21 protein-coding genes and 1 pseudogene are annotated in these 22292 nt (G+C 36.9%); 5 read left to right on the top strand and 17 right to left on the bottom strand.

Annotated features, from left to right (window positions below):
• Positions 1–36 precede the first annotated feature (36 nt).
• From glmU to treP, 10 genes are all read right to left on the bottom strand, one after another.
• A complete protein-coding gene (glmU, locus tag DOK78_RS02335) occupies positions 37–1410 on the bottom strand; it encodes a bifunctional UDP-N-acetylglucosamine diphosphorylase/glucosamine-1-phosphate N-acetyltransferase GlmU (protein ID WP_207941946.1) in 1374 nt (457 codons plus the stop codon).
• A 91-nt stretch (positions 1411–1501) separates the two neighbouring features.
• Complete coding sequence (ndk, locus tag DOK78_RS02330; protein ID WP_207941945.1) at positions 1502–1903, bottom strand: nucleoside-diphosphate kinase; 402 nt, start codon at positions 1901–1903, stop codon at positions 1502–1504.
• Between the two features lie 203 nt (positions 1904–2106).
• On the bottom strand, positions 2107–2928 hold the full coding sequence (purR, locus tag DOK78_RS02325) for a pur operon repressor (RefSeq protein ID WP_207941944.1): 822 nt from the start codon (positions 2926–2928) through the stop codon (positions 2107–2109).
• Between the two features lie 152 nt (positions 2929–3080).
• The gene (locus DOK78_RS02320) at positions 3081–3914 is read right to left on the bottom strand and encodes a metal ABC transporter permease (RefSeq protein ID WP_207941943.1); all 834 of its coding nucleotides are present in this window, start codon (positions 3912–3914) and stop codon (positions 3081–3083) included.
• Positions 3887–4567: an ATP-binding cassette domain-containing protein gene (locus DOK78_RS02315; RefSeq protein ID WP_207941942.1), complete on the bottom strand. Its 681-nt coding sequence runs from the start codon at positions 4565–4567 to the stop codon at positions 3887–3889. Before DOK78_RS02315 ends, DOK78_RS02320 begins: the two co-directional genes overlap by 28 nt.
• Positions 4568–4579: 12 nt before the next feature.
• Entirely contained in the window at positions 4580–5503 is a 924-nt protein-coding gene (locus DOK78_RS02310) for a metal ABC transporter substrate-binding protein (protein ID WP_207941941.1), read from the bottom strand.
• Positions 5504–5664: 161 nt separating this feature from the next.
• A complete protein-coding gene (gene ispE, locus DOK78_RS02305) occupies positions 5665–6516 on the bottom strand; it encodes a 4-(cytidine 5'-diphospho)-2-C-methyl-D-erythritol kinase (RefSeq protein WP_207941940.1) in 852 nt (283 codons plus the stop codon).
• A 284-nt stretch (positions 6517–6800) separates the two neighbouring features.
• A complete protein-coding gene (locus DOK78_RS02300; protein ID WP_207941939.1) occupies positions 6801–7388 on the bottom strand; it encodes a pentapeptide repeat-containing protein in 588 nt (195 codons plus the stop codon).
• A 9-nt stretch (positions 7389–7397) separates the two neighbouring features.
• The gene (locus DOK78_RS02295) at positions 7398–8201 is read right to left on the bottom strand and encodes a Cof-type HAD-IIB family hydrolase (protein WP_207941938.1); all 804 of its coding nucleotides are present in this window, start codon (positions 8199–8201) and stop codon (positions 7398–7400) included.
• A gap of 256 nt (positions 8202–8457) precedes the next feature.
• A complete protein-coding gene (gene treP / locus DOK78_RS02290) occupies positions 8458–10491 on the bottom strand; it encodes a PTS system trehalose-specific EIIBC component (RefSeq protein WP_207941937.1) in 2034 nt (677 codons plus the stop codon).
• A gap of 294 nt (positions 10492–10785) precedes the next feature.
• Between treP and DOK78_RS02285 the strand changes: the two genes are divergently transcribed.
• The 3 genes from DOK78_RS02285 to treR are packed head-to-tail and all read left to right on the top strand — an operon-like array spanning position 10786 to position 14828.
• A complete protein-coding gene (locus DOK78_RS02285) occupies positions 10786–13392 on the top strand; it encodes a glycoside hydrolase family 65 protein (RefSeq protein WP_207941936.1) in 2607 nt (868 codons plus the stop codon).
• A 15-nt stretch (positions 13393–13407) separates the two neighbouring features.
• On the top strand, positions 13408–14058 hold the full coding sequence (gene pgmB, locus DOK78_RS02280; RefSeq protein ID WP_207941935.1) for a beta-phosphoglucomutase: 651 nt from the start codon (positions 13408–13410) through the stop codon (positions 14056–14058).
• Positions 14059–14111: 53 nt separating this feature from the next.
• Entirely contained in the window at positions 14112–14828 is a 717-nt protein-coding gene (gene treR / locus DOK78_RS02275; protein WP_207941934.1) for a trehalose operon repressor, read from the top strand.
• A 115-nt stretch (positions 14829–14943) separates the two neighbouring features.
• On the opposite strand, the pseudogene DOK78_RS02270 reads toward treR, so the two are convergent.
• Positions 14944–15489 (bottom strand): annotated as a pseudogene (locus DOK78_RS02270) (transposase); the annotation flags it as partial.
• 318 nt (positions 15490–15807) lie between these two features.
• Between DOK78_RS02270 and DOK78_RS02265 the strand changes: the two are divergent.
• Together DOK78_RS02265 and DOK78_RS02260 are read left to right on the top strand one after the other, a co-directional pair.
• The gene (locus DOK78_RS02265; protein WP_207941933.1) at positions 15808–16014 is read left to right on the top strand and encodes a hypothetical protein; all 207 of its coding nucleotides are present in this window, start codon (positions 15808–15810) and stop codon (positions 16012–16014) included.
• 69 nt (positions 16015–16083) lie between these two features.
• Positions 16084–16902: a hypothetical protein gene (locus tag DOK78_RS02260; RefSeq protein WP_207941932.1), complete on the top strand. Its 819-nt coding sequence runs from the start codon at positions 16084–16086 to the stop codon at positions 16900–16902.
• 798 nt (positions 16903–17700) lie between these two features.
• Here the strand turns inward: DOK78_RS02260 and DOK78_RS02250 are convergent.
• From DOK78_RS02250 to rny, 6 genes are all read right to left on the bottom strand, one after another.
• Entirely contained in the window at positions 17701–17976 is a 276-nt protein-coding gene (locus DOK78_RS02250; RefSeq protein ID WP_207941931.1) for a hypothetical protein, read from the bottom strand.
• Positions 17977–18114: 138 nt separating this feature from the next.
• Positions 18115–18456 carry a P-II family nitrogen regulator gene (locus DOK78_RS02245; RefSeq protein ID WP_207941930.1) on the bottom strand — a complete coding sequence of 114 codons (342 nt, stop codon included), beginning with the start codon at positions 18454–18456 and terminating at the stop codon, positions 18115–18117.
• 13 nt (positions 18457–18469) lie between these two features.
• Positions 18470–19687, bottom strand: a complete 1218-nt coding sequence (locus tag DOK78_RS02240) for an ammonium transporter (RefSeq protein WP_207941929.1) — start codon at positions 19685–19687, stop codon at positions 18470–18472.
• Between the two features lie 157 nt (positions 19688–19844).
• Positions 19845–20285, bottom strand: a complete 441-nt coding sequence (locus tag DOK78_RS02235) for a hypothetical protein (protein ID WP_243430659.1) — start codon at positions 20283–20285, stop codon at positions 19845–19847.
• A 62-nt stretch (positions 20286–20347) separates the two neighbouring features.
• Positions 20348–20572: a hypothetical protein gene (locus DOK78_RS02230; RefSeq protein ID WP_207941928.1), complete on the bottom strand. Its 225-nt coding sequence runs from the start codon at positions 20570–20572 to the stop codon at positions 20348–20350.
• Positions 20573–20638: 66 nt separating this feature from the next.
• Positions 20639–22195 carry a ribonuclease Y gene (gene rny / locus DOK78_RS02225; RefSeq protein WP_207941927.1) on the bottom strand — a complete coding sequence of 519 codons (1557 nt, stop codon included), beginning with the start codon at positions 22193–22195 and terminating at the stop codon, positions 20639–20641.
• Positions 22196–22292 lie beyond the last annotated feature (97 nt).

The following is a 22292-nucleotide window of genomic DNA, read 5'->3' as shown; positions in this document are numbered from 1 at the left end:
TCATTTTTTACAAATAAATCAAGACTTTCGGCTAACTTATTGCATATAAGGGAAATTTTTTGCGTAATCTTCTTTAATTACTTGGCGTGCACGTGCAATGGCTAACGCATGTTCTGGTACATCTTCTGTGATTGTTGAACCTGCCGCAATACAACTATTGGCTGCCACATTGACTGGTGCAATAATGTTAGCACCTGAACCAATGAAGCTATGGTCACCAATAACCGTTTGATATTTGTTTTTGCCATCATAGTTCACGAAAACAACGCCACAGCCAACATTGATGTCTTTGCCTAATGTCGCATCGCCAACATACGTCAAGTGGCCTACTTTGGTGCCTTCACCAACAGTGGCGTTTTTCACTTCGACAAAGTTACCGATATGCGCATCTGCCATGATTTCGGCTTTTGGACGTAAATGCGCATACGGGCCCACATCTGCTCCGGAATGAACCGTGCTTTCTTCGACTACTGATGATTTGACCACTACATTGTCCCCAATGATACTGTCAATGATTTGTGATTGTGCGGTAATCACACAGTTTTCACCAATGACTGTATTGCCTTTTAAGTACACACCTGGTTCAATGACCGTTTCTGCACCAATTTCAATGCCTGCATCGATATATGTCGCTGCTGGATCAACAAAAGTCACACCATTCAACATATGTTGATGATTGATCCGCGTACGCATAATACGATTGGCTTCTGCGAGTGCTACACGATCATTCACCCCTAATGATTCGTCAAAATCTTGGGTTTGATACGCAGCTACATTTTTGCCTTCGTCTTTTAAAATTTCAATAATATCGGTTAAATAATATTCACCTTGCGCATTATCGGTGTTTAATTTTGTTAAGGCATCGAATAATAATTCGTTATCAAAACAATACGTCCCAGTATTGATTTCTTTGACTTGTGCTTCTTCTGGAGTCGCATCTTTTTGTTCCACAATACGGTCCACAATGCCCACATGGTCCCGCAAAATCCGACCATACCCTGTTGGATTTTCTGCATGAGCAGTTAAAATGGTCGCAGACGCACCTTTTCCTTGATGGTATTCAAATAAATTGTCCAAGGTTTCTGACGTTAATAATGGCGTATCGCCACTAATGACTAACGTGGTGCCTTTTTTACCTTTTAAGAAATCTGCCGCTTGCATGACTGCGTGTCCTGTCCCTAATTGTTCTGCTTGTAAGGCATATTGACTACGCTCGCCCAATTGCGATTGAACTTTATCTGCTCCGTGACCAACAATTGTCACGATTTCTGTTGGTTTCGTTTCTTCCACACGATTAATAATATGTTCCACCATTGGTTTGCCGCATACAGGGTGTAACACTTTATATAAAGTTGATTTCATACGAGTGCCTTTTCCTGCGGCCAAAATAATTGCGTAACGTGTATCCACGTAACTCACTCCATTCGATTTTTGCTTTTTTAAGTGTAGCCCAATTATGGGAACTTTTCAACTATATCGGTGCATTTACAGCTAGACCAATTTATTTCCCAAAGAAGCGGGCAATTTCAATTTGTGCAGCTTCTGGTGAATCTGAAGCATGAACTAAATTACGGGTTTGATTCACGCCGTAATCACCACGAATCGTGCCAATGTCTGCTTGTAATGGATCGGTTGCGCCAATCAGTCTTCGCACACGGGTCACCGCTTGCTCTCCTTCTAAAATAAGTAACAAAACTGGTCCCTCTGTCATATATGCGACTAACTTCGGAAAAAACGGCTGATTAATGAGATGACTATAATGTTCGTTTAAAACAGTCTCTTTCAATATCGTCATAGTGACTGCTTTCATTTTTAGGTTCGCAGCTTCAAATCGTTGAATAATTGAACCAACTAACTGACGTTCTACGCCATCGGGTTTGATAATTACAAGTGTTTGTTCCATAATGTCATGCTCCTTCGCTTAGTATTAGCTCTAGTTTACAAAAAGCCTCTCATTATGTAAACGTATTCTTCTTATCTCAACTTACTGAACCTATCAAATATTACTATGTCCCACGTTTTCTACTCTTTTTTTATCTTATTAGCTTCATCGTCACACTGTTCAAAAAAACTGAGTTCCAACACGGCATGTTGGAACTCAGTTTTTTATTCTTCATCAAAATAATTTCCAGGTACTACAGAAATTGTTTTGGTTTGCGTATTTACATCTTCGACAAATAATAACGAATTGTATTCTTTTACCGCGCGTTCTCCACGGAATTTCGCCTCAGCAAACACGGTTACTCCAACTAACTCAGCTTCGAATTCTTCAATCAATCCTTGCATTCCGTTAATTGTTCCACCGCCTTTCATAAAGTCATCCACGACTAAAACACGTGAACCTCGTTTTAGACTGCGTTTCGATAACTCCATTTTTTCGATGCGTTCAGACGAACCAGATACGTAATTGACACTTACAGTCGAACCTTCTGTAATTTTTGAATCACGACGCACAATTACAAACGGAACGTTCAAATAATAGGAAACTGCTTGAGCAATTGGAACACCTTTTGTTGCAACGGTCATCACAGCATCAATTTTTTCTCCTAAATATTTAGAGGCAATAATTCGCCCGACTTGGCGTAATAATTCTGGTTCTCCCAATAAATCAGATAAATAAACATAACCACCTGGAAGCAGACGGTCTTGTTCTGACAAACGTTCAGATAAGGCAACAACATATTCTCTGGCTTCTTCTTTAGAAATCATAGGTACAAAAATAACGCCGCCTGCTGCACCAGGAATGGTATCTAGCAGTCCTGTTCCTCTTTCTCTAAATGTTTTTTTAATGATGGCTAAATCTTCACTAATTGACGACTTCGCTGACTCATAACGTTTCGCAAAAAAAGTCAATGAAATCAATTCATGAGGATGATCCAATAAATAATGGGTCATATCAATTAATCGTTCACTACGACGAACCTTCACACACTTCAACTCCTTTTCTAAATTGTTTCTCCTTATTATAAAGCTTTTCACAGATTTTTTCGAGTATTTTCTTGTTTATTTAAAAAAATGTTCGTACTTTATTAACAGTAAATAAAAAAAGTGCAAGAAATTTTCGTTTCTCACACTTTTTGTTAATTTTTTGCTTGTTTTTTCCGTTGAATCATAATAATCAGACGACGAATAAGATTCACAACTAAAAAGAAGGCAATGAAAACCAGGGTAATCGTTGCTCCTGGTGGGGTTGATAGATAATAAGAACTCGTTAAACCAGTCATCATTCCCACTAATCCAATAATCACACTAATCAAAATCACCATATTAAAGCTCTTTCCTAAACGCATACTAATAGCTGCAGGTAAGACCATAATAGCTGAAATAAGTAATGCACCCGCAATCGGAATCATCACAGCAATCGCAACACCCGTTAACACATTAAACATCATTGACATCCAATGAACAGGTAAACCATCGACATGCGCTGTATCTTCATCAAAGGTTAAGACATACATTGGTTTTTTAAACAATAAAAATAACACTGTAGTAATTACAAATAAGATACCTAAGAAGACCACTTGATCTGAAGTAATCGTGACAATCGAACCAAACAGATAGGATTGTATACTTGTCGATGAGTTACCACCACTCAGGTTCATCAAGACTAAAGCTAAAGCTAAACCACCCGACATTAAAATAGCAATCGAAATTTCTGAATAACTTCGATACATCATACGCAGATATTCAAGCAAAATCGCAGCTAAAATAACAACTAACATCGTAGTAATCGTTGGATTTAAATTTAAAAAGAAACCCAATGCTACACCAGCTAAAGAGACATGCGACAAAGTATCTGCCATCAGTGATTGACGACGAATAACTAAAAATACGCCTAGCATTGGAGCAATCCCAGCAATAAAAATAGCGGCTAAAAAGGCCCGTCTCATGAATTCATATGAAAGCATCTCCATTGAGAATCCTCCTTTCGTACTAAGCGAATTTGGCGATCAGCATAGTTTTTAATATCTTCATGATCATGAGTAATCATCAAAATCGCTTTTCCATGTTGATGCGCACTGTGACGCAACAAACGATAAAAATTATTACGTGACTCTTCGTCCATTCCTGTGGTTGGTTCGTCTAAAATAAATAAATCTGGATCCGTCGCAAAAATACGTGCCAAACTAATACGTTGTTTTTGCCCACCGGATAATTCACCAATTCGTTTGTGGCGCATTTCCCACATTCCCACAGCTTCTAACGCTTTTTGCACATGGTCATGGTCGCGTTGCGTTAATTTTTTGAACCAACGATTTTTCGGATAACGTCCAGAACGGACTAATTCCAAAACTGTACTAGGAAAACCAACATTAAATGAGGCGATTTGTTGCGGAATATACCCCACACTTAGACGTTTGCCTTCTGTATTTTTTTTGGCAATCGTCACTTGACCTTTTGCTGGTTTTAACAATCCTAATGTTGAGCGAACTAGTGTCGATTTGGCTGCACCATTTTCACCTGTTAAAATAACAAATTCACCTGCATCTACATGATAATTCACGCCTTCTAAAACCGGCTCATCATCATAGTAAAATGTTAAATCTTTTACTTCTATATAATGCACACGCGCGCCTCCTTATTGAATACTTGCTTTTAATGCGTCCAGATTGTCACGCATCACACTGATATAATCTTCGCCTGCTTTTAGTTGTTCATTTGTTAAACTTTCCAATGGATTTAACACTTCCAATGAAATACCTGTTTCTTGAGCTAAGGTTTCTGCAACTTTTGAAGAAGCATTTTCCTCAAAATAAATAACTTTGACATTATGTTCTTCTACGTAATGTTTTAATTCTGCTAAACGGCTAGGACTTGGTTCTTCATCTGGCGAAATTCCTGCAATGGATTCTTGCGTTAATCCATATTGTTTTGCTAAATAAGCAAAAGCTGCGTGTTGAGTCACGAACGTTTTGTTTTTTGCATCTTTGAAAGCCGTTTGGAATTCTTGATCTAACGCATTTAGTTCTTCTAAATACGCTGCCGCATTTTTTTCAAAAGTTGCTTTTTTCTCTGGGAATTTTTCAATTAATGCATCGCGAATCGTTTCAACTTCTTTCATTGCTAATACTGGATCCACCCAAACATGTGGGTCATGTTCATGGTGATGTTCTTCGGTTTCATGGTCATGGTCGTCTTCTGCGCCGGCTTCCATTAAATCAATTTGACCAGCCGCTTCGATAAAGGTTGTTTGTTGTATATCAACACTTTCACCTAAACGTTCCACCCATGTTTCCAAGTCTTCACTATTGTAGACAAGCGCATCCGCTTCTGAAATTTTAGCAATATCTTTGGCACTTGGCTCGTAATCATGTGCTTCGGTACCAGCAGGAATTAATAATTCCACTTCACCTTCATCGCCAACGACCTGCTTACTAAATTCATACATGGGATAAAAAGTTGTCATAATTTTTAATTCATCAGTTGTTTCTTGACTTTGTCCACACGCACCTAACAGAAAGCTACCAATTAAAAATATGCTTGTTAAAAGGATTTTTTTCATTTTTTTACGATCCTCACTTTTTCTTTGAATAAACAAATCGTAAAGTTTACGATTTGATGACAGGGAATAATGTATCAAACAGCGGGCATTTCGTCAAGGAAAAGGCGAGCAAATAAAAAACGAAGCCTTCTTATCAAAGAAGGTTCGCTTTTTTTCTAGCATCATTTTAAGGTGCGTACAAGATACACTTCGTCACAAAAGCCTTTTAGACCGTTAACAATGCGCTGTGCACGCGAATATTTCTTGCATAAAGCAAAGACGGTTGGACCACTACCACTCATCAAGGCTGCATCAGCGCCATATTTTAGCATACGGTCTTTAATTTGCTGAATCACGGGATGTTTCGGAATCGTCACATCTTCTAAACTATTGCCCATATGCGCTAACATCATCTCATAATCTTGGTTTAAAATTGCTTCAGATAATTGATGCATGTCGGGATGAGACAGTTGTTCCAGTTCGACTTGTTGGAAAATTTTACGCGTAGATACACTGATACGTGGTTTAACTAACACCACCCAACATTGGGGCATCGGAATCAATGGTCTAACAATTTCTCCTTTACCTGCAATAAACGAAGTCGTGCCGTACAAACAATAAGGAACATCTGTACCAACTTCTACGCCCATCGACACTAACTCATCCATAGATAAGTCGAGTTGCCATAAACGATTCATTCCTCTTAAAGCCGCCGCACAGTCGGTACTGCCACCACCTAAGCCAGCAGCTACTGGAATATGTTTATCAATAGAAATTTTAATACCTTCTTGAATCCCGTAGCGTTCTTTTAAAATTGCCGCTGCTTGATAGACATTATTACGTTTATCAATCGGCAAAAATGCTTTATTTGTCTCCACAATGATTTTATTTTCAGGGAGCGTTTCAAATGTTAAACGATCCGCTAAATCTACACTAGACATGACCATCTCAAGTTCGTGATATCCATCTTCTCTTTTACGCAGAATATCTAAGCCCAAATTGATTTTTGCGGGTGCTTTCTCTATAATTTCCATATTTCCACCTACTCGAAAATAGTCGTGTTGTATTCTATCATAGCAAATTTCACTTGTATAGGCACTGAGAAACTTTTATTTCTAGAAATATTTTTAATAGATTGTAATTAAACCTAGTTCTATCAAGCTATTTTAACTAAAAAAGAGGTCGTAACGTAAAAAAATAGCCGAACTATATAGAGTGAATGACGCACATTCTAATGAATTTGCGACCAGGTTCTGCTGGCAAGCTCTAATATAATTCGGATATCTCTCGGTTAAATAGGCTTATACAATCCCCTGCCCTATCGAATTTTCACACCCATCATCGCCATCATCTGTACTGCTTGATATTGAGAAATGACCGCACCCTTCATTAGTTGTGGTGAGAAATAGAGTGTCTCAAACTCACTAGTTGAAAAATCAACTTGTGCTAACTTCGTCTCGGAAAAATCTGCTTGATTCATTTCACATTGATCAAAAAGCAATTTTTTCTTAATTGTTACCTGTTTAAAAAAGGCTTCTCTTAAAGAAACTTGCTCAAATACATTTTTCTCCATCACAGAATCGCTAAAATTGAGATAATCGCCACGTGAGTCAATAATTCGAGTTTCTTTCCAACGATTATGTGAGAAATTTGTTCCTAAAAGTTGACAATGGTTAAATGAACAACGATAAAAGACACTATCTGAAAAATCTTGATTTGAAAACACACTATTTTTAAACGTGCAGTCTAACCACTCACTGTATGTAAAGCGTTGTTTTTCAAACTCACAGCAATCAAATACTATATCAGAAAATGAGATACCCTTTCCAGATGGTAGCAAACGACAATTTCGGTATGTCTCGCCGGCTTCTAGTTGATCAATCGTTAACGTTTGATTTTCAATCATCTACTTCTCCTATTGTGATAAAAAGTCTTCAAGCACCTGTAAAACGCCACTTTCATTATTCGAAGGTGCGATAAATTTAGCCGTTTGTAAAACTGCTGGAGCCCCATTGGCCATCGCATAACTGTGTCCTACATACGCCAACATTTCTAAATCATTATGGCCATCGCCAAATGCCATCATATCTTGTGGGTCGATTTGCCAATAGTCAGCTAAAAATTTTAAGCCATTCGCCTTATGATAATGGGGCAAAATAATATCGACGCTCCCATGACCACTGGAAACAGCCTGTGCTTTGTCTGGAAATGCCGCCGAAATCGCTCGTGCAATTTCTTCTGTTTGTGCAGTTGGCACTCCTAAGGCAAATTTTACGTATTTTTCTTTTTCAAAATCTAACGCTAATAAATCATCAACTTTCTCTAACGCATGACAATAAAATGCCACAAATTGCTGAAATTCTGCGGGCAGATGGCGTTCCATATACGCACTTTGAATACTATTTAATACCATATTGACTTCGGGATAATTTTCTCGTAAAAAATGAATCATCGAGATCAGTGTTTCTTTTTCAAAATGACTTTCGCGAATCAACTCATTTTGGTCGTAAATCAACACACCATTTTCTGCCACAAAGGTCAATTCTTGACTCTCTGGAAAAAAAGAAGTCAATTGTGCGTACTGATTCCCACTAGCAACCACAAATTTAATCTGGCGTTGCTTTAGTTCGGCTAAAATTTTTTCAAAACGTCCTCGGTCATACGTCTTATCGGCCGTTAAAAATGTCCCATCCATGTCAACTGCAACTAATTGAACCATAAGCGCCTCCTTAAAGTTATTACTCAAACCATAGCATAGACGTCAGTGACAAGACAAGATAAAAAAAATAGATTTTAATCTTGAACGAGATTATTCAATAAATAAAAATTTACCATGTTGGCCCCTAGATATTGTTAAAATTTATTAACCAAATAAAATGCATTTGTTTTCTATCCTTCTTGTAACAACAAAATATGCTAGAAAATCTTTGAGTTAAAGATTTTCTAGCATATTTGTTATTGTTATGAAATTTTGTTTAGCTTAAAATTTCGGCTCTACCAATCGGTGTTTTAGCAGTAGCTTCACCTAACGTTACAGTTAGACCAGCAACACGATCTGCATTCGTAATGACGGTTACAATATCGGTTGCTTTTCCAGCAGCTATTACTGCTTCCAAATCCATTTCCGCTAATTCAGTTTCAGACGTAACATTGTCACCGGCTTTGACCTTAACAGTAAATGGTGCACCTTTTAATTCAACTGTATCCAAGCCCATGTGTACAAGTACTTCCGCACCTGCTGGGGTTAAAATTCCAATTGCATGTTGCGTATCAAAAACACTCGTAATTGTTCCAGTAACTGGAGAAAAGACATGTATATCGGTTGGTTGGATTGCAAAGCCATCGCCCATCATTTTTTGAGCAAATACAGGATCATTCACTTCGCTAATTCCGATTACTGTTCCATTAACTGTAGCAAATAATTCTTCTGTTACCACTTCATTTGATGCAGTTGTTTCTGGTGTTGCTTCTACTGCAACCGGTACGTCTACTGCGTCACCTGCTGCAACAGCTTGTTCACCAACACGATCGATTTTGTTGAACCATCCACGTTGACGGAATACAATCGTTAAGATAAATGGCACGACAATCGCAATAGCCATCGCAATCGTAAAGGCGAACCAACCACCACCGATATTTCCGTTAATAGCTAAGATACCTGGTAAACCACCAACCCCAATTGCATTGGCACGAACGCCCATGATATTACTGAACATTCCAGCAATACCTGAACCAATCATCGCTGCGACAAAAGGATACACATATTTTAAGTTAATCCCGAACATCGCAGGCTCAGTAACGCCTAACCATGAAGAAATCCCTGATGGTAATGAAATTTCTTTTTCTTTTGTATCTGTACGGTGCAAGAACAATACCGCAAATACTGCTGCACCTTGTGCGATATTTGATAAAGCAATCATTGGCCACAAGTTCGTTGTACCAAAATCAGCAATTAATTGTGCGTCAATCGCAAGCGTTGTATGGTGCAATCCAGTAATAACTAATGGTGCATAAACTGCTCCAAAGATAGCACTAAACAACCATGAAATCGGTGATTCTAATCCAGCGTTTACGACATAAGAAATTCCTGTACCAATCTTCCATCCAATCGGACCTAAAATAGTATGAGCGAAGAAAATGGCTGGCAATAAGGAGAAGAGTGGGACAAAAATCATTGAAATAGCTTCAGGAATTCTCGGTCTAAAGAATTTCTCCAAATAAACCAGAGTAAATCCGGCTAGCATCGCTGGAATAACTTGCGCTTGGTATCCAATCATATTGACATGAGCAAAACCAAAGTCCCAGAATGGAATATCTGCTGCCGCTGTACTATTCACAGCGTAAGCATTTAGCAATTGTGGTGAGACTAACGTAATCCCTAGGACAATCCCTAGAATTTGAGTAGTTCCCATTTTACGAGTAATACTCCAGGTAATTCCTACTGGTAAGAAGTGGAAAATGGCTTCCCCTGGTAACCATAAGAAACTATTTACGCCTGACCAAAATTGTGAGACATCAACAATTGTCTGATAAATAGGTGTACCGTCCACATTGGTTGCGGCTACACCGTCAACAATTTTTTGACCAAGTGCTGCAATTTGTACACCTTCTAATAAATTACGAAAACCTAAAATCAAACCTCCGACAATAATAGCTGGTAATAATGGTGTAAAAATTTCGGCTAAAACAGCAATCGCTCGTTGTAACGGATTTTGATTTTGTTTTGCCAAAGCCTTTCCTTGTTCTTTTGAAACGCCTTCAATTCCTGAAATTGCTGAAAAATCATTGTAAAATGTTGAGACATCGTTTCCAATGATTACTTGGAATTGTCCAGCATTCGTAAACATACCCTTAACACTTGGTATCTCCTCGATTGCTTTTTCATTCGCTTTTGCTGGATCATTTAAAACAAAACGCATCCGTGTTGCACAGTGTGTTACTGCTGCAATGTTTTCTTTTCCTCCAACAAATTCAAGCAATTTCTCGGCATCAGCTTGATATTTTCCCATTGTTGCATCCTCCTAACACTTAATTTGTATATACATGTGTATTTACAAATTAATCATAACTTGTGACTCTTTATAATGCAAGCGTTTTATTATCTTTTCACAAAAAAAATTTATTAAACTCGTTAAAAACATTGATATATCAACTTTAATAAACAATTTTTCCATTCATAAAATTTAGATTTTTAAACCTTTTTCCCATTTTTATAAATAAAAAACAAATAAACTCGTTGTAAAAGCTTTCATTTTCCGTTATACTTTGGTTGCATGTATAGACAAGTAGAAAGGGGAAATAAAATGAAAATAGATGTACAAGCTACAAAATGGACGGTTACTTTAGCAAATGACACAACAATTGGCTTAGAGGGAGATATTACAGACCGTATCAAGCAATTAACTGAAATAATCAGCAAACATGAGGTCACTCAAGGTTCAATTAACAAAGAAGAAATCGTTAAAATCGATGGACAAATCGTTGAATTAGCTCAATATTTAACTGAAAAAACCAACCGTCCATTTGTTGTAGGAGCAATTGACAATGCCACAAATATTCCATGGGAGGTTGTTTATCACGGCTATATACCAGGAAAAGATGAATATTCTGTTGAATCATTATTAACAGTCGGCAATGGTTTTTTAGGTTTACGTGGAACCACACCAGAAATGGAAATTGCGGATGAAAACTATCCAGCACTTTATTTAGCAAGCTTATACAACACTGCTGCTTCGCAAGTCGCTGATCGTACCATTTACAATGAAGATTTCGTTAATGCACCCAATCTACAAAAAATCTTTCTAATCGTAAATGATGAACGGGTAGACATTGCTAATAACCAAGTACTTTCAATGAAACGTCGCTTAGATTTAAAAACTGGTTTATTTGAATCTTGGACTACGGTTCAATTGACGGATGGGAAAGAATTAGCCATTCATACGAAAAAAATTGCCAGCATGGCAAATGTGCACCAATTTAACCTTTCTTATACCTTTACACCGTTGAATTTTTCTGGAGATATTACAGTGGTATCAGAAGCAGATGGTGCCGTTTATAACTATAATGTTGCCCGCTACCGTAGCTTGTCACGTGAACATTTAGAAGTAACCAAGCGACAAACAAATCACAATTATGTGGCATTAACAGCCAAAACAAACACATCAAATATCACAATTGCCCAACAAGCTAAATTATATTATGACGAAACGTTAGCCGAATTAACAACCGAAGAAACGGATACCAAAATTAGTCAAACATTAACCCTTCAAGCACAAGAAGGAACGGCTTATACCTTTGAAAAAACCGTTCTTGTCGACCAATATCGCGAACATGAAGACATCCCAACGATCGATTTTTCTGCTGATTTTCCTACTTTTGAAGAAAGTTATCAAGCATCAGCTGCAGCTTGGAAAGCTTTGTGGGCGACCGCTGGCATTGAAATTGACGGCGATCTAATGTCACAAAAAATGTTAAACTTACACACGTTCCATTTATTAGCTTCAGCTTCACCAAATGGCAATAAGAATTTAGATGCCAGTGTGACAGCTCGTGGACTTCATGGAGAAGCCTATCGTGGACATATTTTCTGGGATGAATTATTTATTTTACCGTTTTATATTATTCATTTTCCTGAAACAGCCAAAGAATTATTGCTCTATCGTTACCGCCGTTTGGAAATGGCGAAAAAAGATGCGAAAAAAGCCGGATATGAAGGTGCTATGTTCCCTTGGCAATCTGGTTTAGATGGAACAGAACAATCGCAAGAGCTACACTTAAATCCAATCAGTGGTGAGTGGAAAGAAGATCATAGTCGCTTGCAACGTCATGTTTCCTTAGCGATTGCTTACAACGTATGGCAGTACTGGCACAATACGAATGATGTTGCATTTATGGAAAAATATGGTTTAGAGCTAATGTTGGAAATCGCACAGTTCTGGCAAAGTGCCGCAACTTTCGATGAAACAACACAACGTTACTTTATCGACCGTGTGATGGGACCAGATGAGTTTCATGAAAGCTATCCAAATGCTGAAAAAGGCGGTTTGAAAAACAATGCCTATACAAATATGATGGTCGTGTGGTTATTTGAAGAAATTGAACGTCTTAACGAACAACTCTCATCAGAAATTGTCCAATCCATTCAAGCCAAAGCAGGGATTACACAACAACAAATAGAAAAAATGGCTGCCATGAAACATCAATTAGGTTTAGAAATTAACGAAGACGGGATTATCGCTCAATTCGAAGGGTATTTTGACTTAAAAGATTTAGATTGGGATCACTATAAAGAAAAATATGGCAATATTTACCGTATGGATCGCATCTTAAATGCAGAAGGCGAATCAGCAGACGCATATAAAGTTGCTAAACAAGCGGACAGCTTAATGATTTTCTATAATTTCTCCAAAGAACAAGTGCGCTTAATTTTAGAAGATTTGAACTATCAATTGCCTAATGACTACGTAGAACGTAACTTAAATTATTACTTAGAACGTACGTCTCATGGTTCTACTCTTTCTCGTGTCGTTCATGCTCAATTAGCCGCAATGGTGGATGACCAAGATTTAGCTTGGAAACTTTATCAAGAAGCTCTATACTCAGACTATCGTGATATTCAAGGCGGTACTACTGCTGAAGGAATTCACGCGGGTGTAATGGCAGCAACCTTATTTATTCCATTAACAACCTTTGCTGGATTAGATATTCGCAAAGCTATGATTAGCTTTGAGCCAAATTTACCAGCAGCCTGGAATGCTATTACATTCAACTTAACTATTCGTGGCATTCATTTACACGTCACAGCTACAAAAACAGCTTTACAAGTTACTGCAGACCAAGCAACAACAATTGAAGTGAACGGTCAACCAATTGAATTAACAGCCAATAAACAAGCAACTATCAACTACTAAGGAGCATATTATAAGATGAAAAAAGGATTTGTATTTGATTTAGATGGTGTCATTACTGACACAGCCAAATTCCATTACTTAGCATGGAAAGATTTAGCTGATGAAATCGGCATTGAAATTGATTTAAAATTCAATGAACAATTAAAAGGCATTAGTCGTATGGATTCATTGGAACGTATTTTAGCTTATGGAAACAAAGCGGATGCTTACACAACAGAAGAAAAAGAAGCCTTAGCAGAAAAGAAAAATACACACTATGTTGAATTGTTACAAGACTTAACGCCAGACGATTTATTGCCAGGAGTCCAAGAATTTTTAAATGAAGCAAAAGCTCAAAACGTACCATGTGCCATTGCTTCAGCTTCTAAAAATGCGCCATTTATCTTAGAAAAATTAGGCGTTCAAGAGGCATTCGATGCAATTGTTGACCCTGCCACATTAACAAAAGGAAAGCCTGACCCAGAAATCTTTATCCGTGCAGCAGAAGCTATCAAGATTACCCCAGCTGAAGCAGTTGGCTTTGAAGATGCTCAAGCTGGTTTAGATGGCATCAAAGCAGCTGGCATGTATGCGGTGGGTGTATATTCTGGTGAAGAATTACACGGTGCTGATTTAATTGTCAATAAATTAACAGATGTTTCTGTTGCTGAATTATTACAAAAATAGTGGTTTGCTTTCCTAACTCCCTGTCGCTATAATGGATTGGAGGAGGGTGAGTGATGAATAAATTCAAAGAAATTTTTCTAGATTTAGAACAAAAAATATTAGCCAAAGAATATCCGCCCCATACACTGTTACCAAGTGAAAACCAACTGATTAAAATGTATAGTGTTTCTAGAGAAACTGTTCGTAAAGCCCTAAATTTATTACGTGATGCTGGTTATATCCAAAAAAAACAAGGCAAAGGTTCGATTGTCTTAGACTTAAATCGTTTTGATTTTCCAATTTCTGGACTAACCAGTTTTAAAGAATTACAAACAGCTCAGCAAATTCCTAGTGAAACCAGTGTGGTAGAGATTCGCAAAATTGCGGTCTCTCCTTCGTTACACGAGATTACCGATTGGCCTGTCGCAGCTGAAGCATGGCGCCTCATTCGTCAACGTCGAATTGATGGCGAGGTCGTGATTTTAGACAAAGACTATTTGATTGCTGATATCATCCCTGAGCTACCTGAAAACAAAGCGGAAAAATCAATTTATGATTACTTTGAAAATGATTTAGGCTTAGAGATTGCCTACGCACAAAAAGAAATTACAGTGGACCCTGTCAATAAAGAATTACGTGATTTGATGAATCTACATCCAGAAGATCAACACGTTGTTACTGTCCGTAGTTTAGTGTATTTAGAAGATACTCGTTGTTTTGAGTATACCGAATCGATTCATCGTTTAGACAAATTCCGCTTTGTAGATTTTGCGCGACGCCGAAAAGTATAAAAAAGTTCTCTGAGACTGTAAACAAATAGATTGAGAATCTCTCATTTAGAGATTTTCAGTCTATTTTTTTAAAATTGTCAAAAAAAAAAATAAAGATCTCTTACCCTTTTACTAACCACGTCGCCAATTTTTTCAGGTTCATGGCAGCAAACGTAAGCATCGTGTGTACGGCAACTTTTTCCAAGGATCGGTATTTTGTCCACCGCAAACCATGCTTTTCTTTCGCATCGGCAAAGACTCGTTCAATTGTTTCTTTGCGTCGCTTATATAAGTGTTTATTGGTTTCTGTATAGCGTAATTCCTCTGCCTGATCCAACGAATCTTGCCAGATATGACGAGTAATGATTTTTTGATGTTTTTGACTCCGTGTACATTTTTCTAATAACGGACAGTGTTTACAAATAGAGGGTTTTGATTTGTATTCTCGGTAGCCGTCACGTGAAATCGTTGAAAAGGACAACACTTGATTTTCTGGGCATAAATAACAATCAAAAAATTCATCATAAACAAAGTCATTTTTTCGAAAGAGTGGTTTATCTCCTCGAGGTCTTGTATATGGTAATACAGGGCGTAATCGATTAGATAACAAGTAACGAGCAATCGCTACTTGGCTATCATTTATATTTCCAAGAGTGACGATTGTTCCAAGATAATGGACGTTTATGAGTTGGAGATTGCTAGGCTAATCGATACTGAAATCAGTAATTTATAAAAAATATGACGTTCAAGCATGAATTTACGACGTTTAGAACAAAAGTGGTTTTTTATAAAAAATTAAATATATAATTAAGCCATATTAAATATAAGGAAATGAAAAAGAAGTTTTGGGTAAGTGTGGTTGCAACAATAATGTTTATTAGGAGTAATTTCTCCATCGTTTCAAACTATCGTATTAGCTAATGAAATCGAGGAAGAAAGAGAATTAGTAGAAGAATTTCCAGAAGGACAACAAACTTTTTATTCTGCTGAAGAATTAATTATGTATCAAGAAGAAATAGCAAGAAGTGAAGCTGCATTGAGGTTTTTAGAAAATAAATATGAAGATGTCTCGTTGGAAGATACTCTTAATGATTTAGATGATGCAGAAAATGTTGAAGAATACACGTTAACTTCTGAAGATGCAGCTTTAGTTATGAAGGTAGACAATGCTACAGGAGGTGATAGCAAATTTCCGTTGGATCCTTAAATTTTACGGTTCAGAAACATTTTGATTAAAAAGTATTAGACAAAAATTATTTTACGAGGAGGTTAAAATATGAAAAAGAGAAAAGTTGTTCAAGTTATACTTATTATCGTGTTGGTTGCCCAGATATGCTTTCCTATTTTTTCAAGTAGTAATGTAGGAGAAAAGGTTTTGGCGGATGCTCTAGCAAACGTGGAAGAGGGAATTCTCTCAGATACTTCTAAAATGACTGATGAAGAGTTAGTTTCTATGATTTCAGAAACGGAAACAAATAACCCAGAGTTAGTAGCGGTGCGTGAGGAAATAGCAGAAGTGTTTGATGAAAACACAGAGCTAGATATTCAAGTCCTGAACAATGAACAAATTGAAACATTTGAAAATTTAATTGAGGTAGTAGTTGATGACACTGCTTTCCCTACACAAGAAGATGCTCACGATGTCAAATCCGTCTTGATGGATTTTTTTAATTCAGAAAGCAATCTTTATAAAGATATAGAAGCAACTAGTGAAGAGATGATTGATCGAATTGATGAAAATCATTCCAGTATTTTTGACCCAATTAGTGGAGAGGATGTTTTTGCGGCTTCACGTGGATGGTTGTCTGTTTGGGTGTTAAGCGTAGCTACTAATCTCGCAATTAATTTTGTCATTGGTGGCATAGGTGGTAGCCTTATGGGAGCAATAAGAAAGTATGGAGTAAATTGGGTGAGAAATACGTTCAAAAGTAGAGTAAAGGCGCGACTTACTAGAGTGGGATTGGGAATTGTTGCTGGATATTATGGCGTTGTTTGGGAATTCGTTATGGCCGCTTGGGATCCGGGTACAGCCTTTGCGAAATGGGTAGATAGAAGAGATAAGATTAGAAATAATGGATGGATTGAGTTATGGTAAGTAAAAAATGGAAAAAACAATTTCTTTTTAGTGGTATAACAGCTGGAATAGCTTATCTTATTTTTTATATAACTAAAATTAGTGGATCTCATCTTTTATTTGGGGTAGGAATACTTGTGAGTATTTTTTTGTATTGGATTGCATTTGTTAAGGATTGGAAATGAAAGATGTGAACTACTCACCACTTCAAGCATTAAGAACCAATAGGTTTAGCTAAGGGGTGAGTAGTTCACATATCTATTGAAGAATACTCCATTATAAACATATAAATCCATGATATAATCAACTTTGGCATTTAGCCTACTAACGCTTCTATAGGTTAGGGGGTGACATCTGCATGCTTGAAACTATTCTAACGTTGGTTATCGCCACCGAACCTGTTCCTAAAAAGACCAGAACGAACGTGCCAATAAATTCTGCGCAATATTTTCGCATAAAAATCACTCCTTTGTTATTCTATTTTACTGAAGTGTAGCATAGATCAAAAAATTAGTAAGCCTTGATAAATCAATGATTATAAGATGATTAATCGGACATTTTTTTCGTATAGTTGTATAAAGTCTGACGAAAAGGAAATAAAAGACTATAGACAAATAGATTGAGAATTATCTTATTCAGAGATTTTCAATCTATTTTTTTTAAATTAGCAACATGGTTAGATAAAGGCAGAAAGCCTTTTTCGCTATTTTTGAGTAAAAACAAAAATAAAATGTATAATCACTATTTTTTAGGATTATACATTCTATTTGTCTACAGTCTGAGTTCTAACGTTCAAATTGAACGTTAGAACTTTTTTGTTTATAACCCACCTAAACTTGCTAAATAGAAATCTAACATGTAATAACGATGGTCACTTTTTGAATAAATCGATTTTTTATCTTTTAATTGTTTAATTAATTGGTTTCGTTGTTCAGAAGTCACTTCTTCCCAATCATTTGCTTGCATACTGCAATAAAAACGAAATGGCAAAGCTTGCTCTACTTTGACTTCTAAAAAATCTTTCGGATACCCCGATGCCACATAATCCACATCCGTCATCAATTCACCAACATAATTTAAATATTTTTCAACCATAGTAAGAACCTCCTTGAACTTTTGTTATAACACAATAAATATTGTACTATAACAAAAGCGTTTTCACAAGACCTTTTGAGATTCAATTCAACAAAAAACAGCGCATATTCTACTAAATACACGCTGCTTGTTTTGTCATTAAATTGCGTTTTCTCCACGTTCTTTGGTACGAATACGAATAACTTCTTCCACATTATAGATGAAGATTTTTCCATCGCCCACTTCACCAGTGTGACAAATCGCAATGATTTCATCAGTAATTGCTTCTACTTGCGTATCTTCCACTATTAACCAAATCGCAATTTTAGGCAATAATGTTGGAATCACTTTTTGTCCACGAACAAATTCTGCCACACCTTTTTGATTTCCGTGACCTAAAACTTGAGTGACTGTCATCCCGCTAATTTGAAAATCTTTATCTAAAGCAAGTTTTAATTCTTCTAATTTCTCTTGACGAATAATCGCTTCAATTTTTTTCATACGCGCACTCCTCCTAAGAATCTAAGCCCATAAATGTTGGGTAGGCTGTCTCATCGTGTTCTGTTTTATCCATACCTAATGCTTCTTCTTGTTCAGTTACACGGATTGGCATCACTAACTTAATAACAAAGATAATGATGTAACTGATAATTCCTACATAAACGAGCGTAAACACAATACTTAAGATTTGTGAGATAAATAAAGACGTTTCTCCATAAATTAAACCACTATAACCACCTACTGCTGGATCAGCGAAGATTCCTGTTAAAATTCCTCCAATGATACCACCAACACCGTGACAGCCGAATGCATCTAAAGAGTCATCTAAACCTAAGCGATGTTTTAATTTTGAAATGAAATAATAACAAATCGGACTAGTAATGGCACCAATGATAAATGAAGACCATAGAGAAACAAAACCAGCACCCGGTGTAATTGCAACGAGACCAACAATCGCACCTGTACATGCTCCAACAATTGTTGGTTTACCAATCGTTAATTTTTCAACTAATATCCATGATAGCATCGCACTTGCAGCAGCCGTGTTAGTTGTTAATAACGCATGAACTGCCAAACCATCTGCAGCTAGAGCTGAACCGGCATTAAAACCAAACCAGCCAAACCATAACAAACCAGCGCCTAATACGATAAATGGAATATTGTGTGGACGGTATTCCGTTTGATGAAACTCACGACGTTTGCCAACGACAAGCGCTAATATCAACCCAGCAAACCCTGAACTGATATGCACGACATTTCCACCCGCAAAGTCAATTGAACCAATTTCATGTAAAAATCCGCCGCCCCATACCATATGAGCCATTGGATAGTAAATTAAAATCAACCAAAAAGCAATAAAAGTAAAAATTGCTGAAAAGCGCATACGACCGACAACTGAACCTGTAATAATCGCTGCGGCAATAATTGAAAACATCATTTGAAATGCTGCAAATAATGATTCGGGAATCCCACCTGCATCTTCAGCTGTGACGCCATTAAAGAACATTTTATCAAAATTTCCAACAAATGAGTTCTCTCCACTAAATGATAGTGAATAACCAATAATAATCCATAAGACGGATGCTAATCCGATTGTTGCGATGACCATCATCATCGTGTTTAAAATATTTTTTCTTCGTTCTAATCCTCCGTAGAAGAATGCTAATGCTGGCGTCATAAGAAAAACTAGTGCCGCACATAGCAAAATAAATGCAATATTTCCTGTATCCATAGTACCGCCTCCTTTTATGTTAGAAATCATAACATCACTTTTTTAGTAAATCTAGTGTTTTTGTAAAAAAAGTGAAAATAATCTGAAAATTATAACTTTTAATGTTATGTTTTATTACATGGGAAAGCGATTTTTATTTGAAATAAGTCTTCATCATTTATTCCAATACGTTACCTCTTAAAATGACACGCCCATCTCCTAATCCGGAAGAAAAAACCTCTCCCTTTTCGTTAAATTCTAATTCCAACACATATTTCGTTTCCATTGAATCAATATAGGGAAAACCTTGTAAACGATGCGTTTCTCCAGAGAATTTATAATCTATAATCACAGACATATCTTGATCATTAGGCAAAATATTTTGGTTGGTTACACTGTGAATAGTGTGCGGTGCTACGTTCATTGAAAACAAAATTTGTTCCGCTTCTGATTGTAAGACATTAATCTGCAACGGTTGGTTGGTTTGATTTTGAATGGTTATACTTAATCCATCTTGATAGTATTTGAAGCGACCTTCTTTATTACCAAATACAATAAAACCTAACGCCCCACTAATTATCATTCCCCAGGTTAAGATTAAGCCGATTTTACTTTTCATGTGATACCTCCTGCCTATTACACTGAAAAAGCATGGCAAGTCTTAAAAACAAAGCCACGCTCCTACTTCTGTTTATCTAGTTTGTGATGTGTCTCTTTTTTTCGTTTTTTTCGTATTCGCAACATTTCAATCAGTAATAAAATGAGACTTGTAAAAAAACCCGAACCAATAAAATCTTGATTGATGACATATTCAATCGTTATGCCAATAAGACTAGCCATAATCATCACCAAAATAAGATGGAGATACGGATGAGTTTTAATGAATTGTTGGTCGTTTTTACGCATAAAATCACCTCTTCTTGTAGTATAACATGAAAAAAGACACCCTCTTTTAAGAGGATGCCTTTTTGACTATTTAGCGTAATCTGTTGCACGTGTTTCACGAATAACAATTACTTTAATATTTCCTGGATAATCCAGTTCATCTTCAATTTTCTTACGAATGTCTCGTACTAAACGAACAGCATCCATATCTGAGATTTCTTCTGGTTTAACCATTACACGCACTTCACGACCGGCTTGAACAGCGAAACTGTAATCAACTCCGGCAAAGCTGTTAGAAATATTTTCTAAGTTTTCTAAACGACGAATATAGTTTTCAAGTGATTCACTACGCGCTCCCGGACGAGCCGCAGATAATGCATCCGCCGCTGCTACCAAAACAGAAATGACAGATGTTGCTTCTGTATCTCCGTGGTGAGAAGCGATGGCATTGATTACCACTGGATTTTCTTTGTATTTCGCAGCTAGTTCTGCACCAATTTGTACGTGAGAACCTTCAATTTCATGATCTAGTGCTTTTCCGATATCATGTAAGAGACCTGCACGTTTTGCTAACTGAATATCTTCACCCAACTCTGCTGCAAGAACACCTGTTAACTTCGCAACTTCAATTGAGTGATTCAAGACGTTTTGACCATAACTTGTTCTAAAGCGTAAACGTCCTAAAATCTTGATTAAATCTGGATGTAAAGTATGCGCACCAACTTCAAAGGCTGCTTGTTCACCATATTCGCGAATGCGTTCATCCATTTCTTTCCGTGATTTTTCAACCATTTCTTCGATTCTTGCAGGGTGAATCCGTCCATCTTGAATCAATTTCTCTAAAGTCATCCGCGCAATTTCACGTCGGATTGGATCAAAACCAGATAACACTACTGCTTCTGGTGTGTCATCAATAATTAAATCGATGCCTGTAAGTGTTTCTAATGTGCGAATGTTTCTTCCTTCGCGACCGATGATACGACCTTTCATTTCATCATTTGGTAAAGTCACAACAGAGACAGTTGTTTCAGATACTTGATCTGCTGCGCAACGTTGAATAGCTAATGAAAGTAAGTTTTTCGCTTTGCGATCTGCTTCTTCTTTTGCACGTTGTTCAGATTCTTTTACCATAACCGTTAATTCATGATTCAACTCTGCTTCGGTTGATTTCATAATGATTTCTTTTGCATCTTCTCTAGACAATGCAGCAATTCGTTCTAATTCTGCTTGTTGTTCGCCAATTAGTTTTTCAACTTCTTTTTCTCGCTCGTCTATTAATTGTTGTTTTTCACTGACTTTATGTTCCTTATTAGCCAACGAATGTTCACGTTTTTCCAAAGAATCATCTTTGCGATCAAGTAATTGTTCTCTTTGTAGTAAGCGATTTTCTTGTGATTTTAACTCAAGTCTACTTTCTTTCAACTCACTTTCAATTTCTGATCGGTACTTTTGAGTTTCTTCCTTAGCTTCTAACAACGCTTCTTTTCGTAAAGTCTCTGCTTCTTTTTTGGCAGTATTTAAAATACTAGCTGCAGTATTTTTCGCGCCGTTCACAGCTTTTTCATGGCGAGAATTTGTGACAAAAATACCAGCGAATAGACCGACAATTAATCCGATGATAGCGAGGAGAATGTTAAGTCCCATTGATGAATCACCTCCATACTATCTTTCTTATTTTCAATTTGTAGTTTTTTGATAAACAAACATTAGAATAAAATTATCAATATGCCTACTTGCATAT

Origin of the sequence: Enterococcus sp. DIV2402, from assembly GCF_017426705.2 — a bacterium.
Classification (GTDB): Bacteria; Bacillota; Bacilli; order Lactobacillales; family Enterococcaceae; genus Enterococcus_F; species Enterococcus_F lowellii.
The sequence above is the reverse complement of the archived record's forward strand: the minus strand, read 5'-3'. Positions and strand labels throughout refer to the sequence as shown.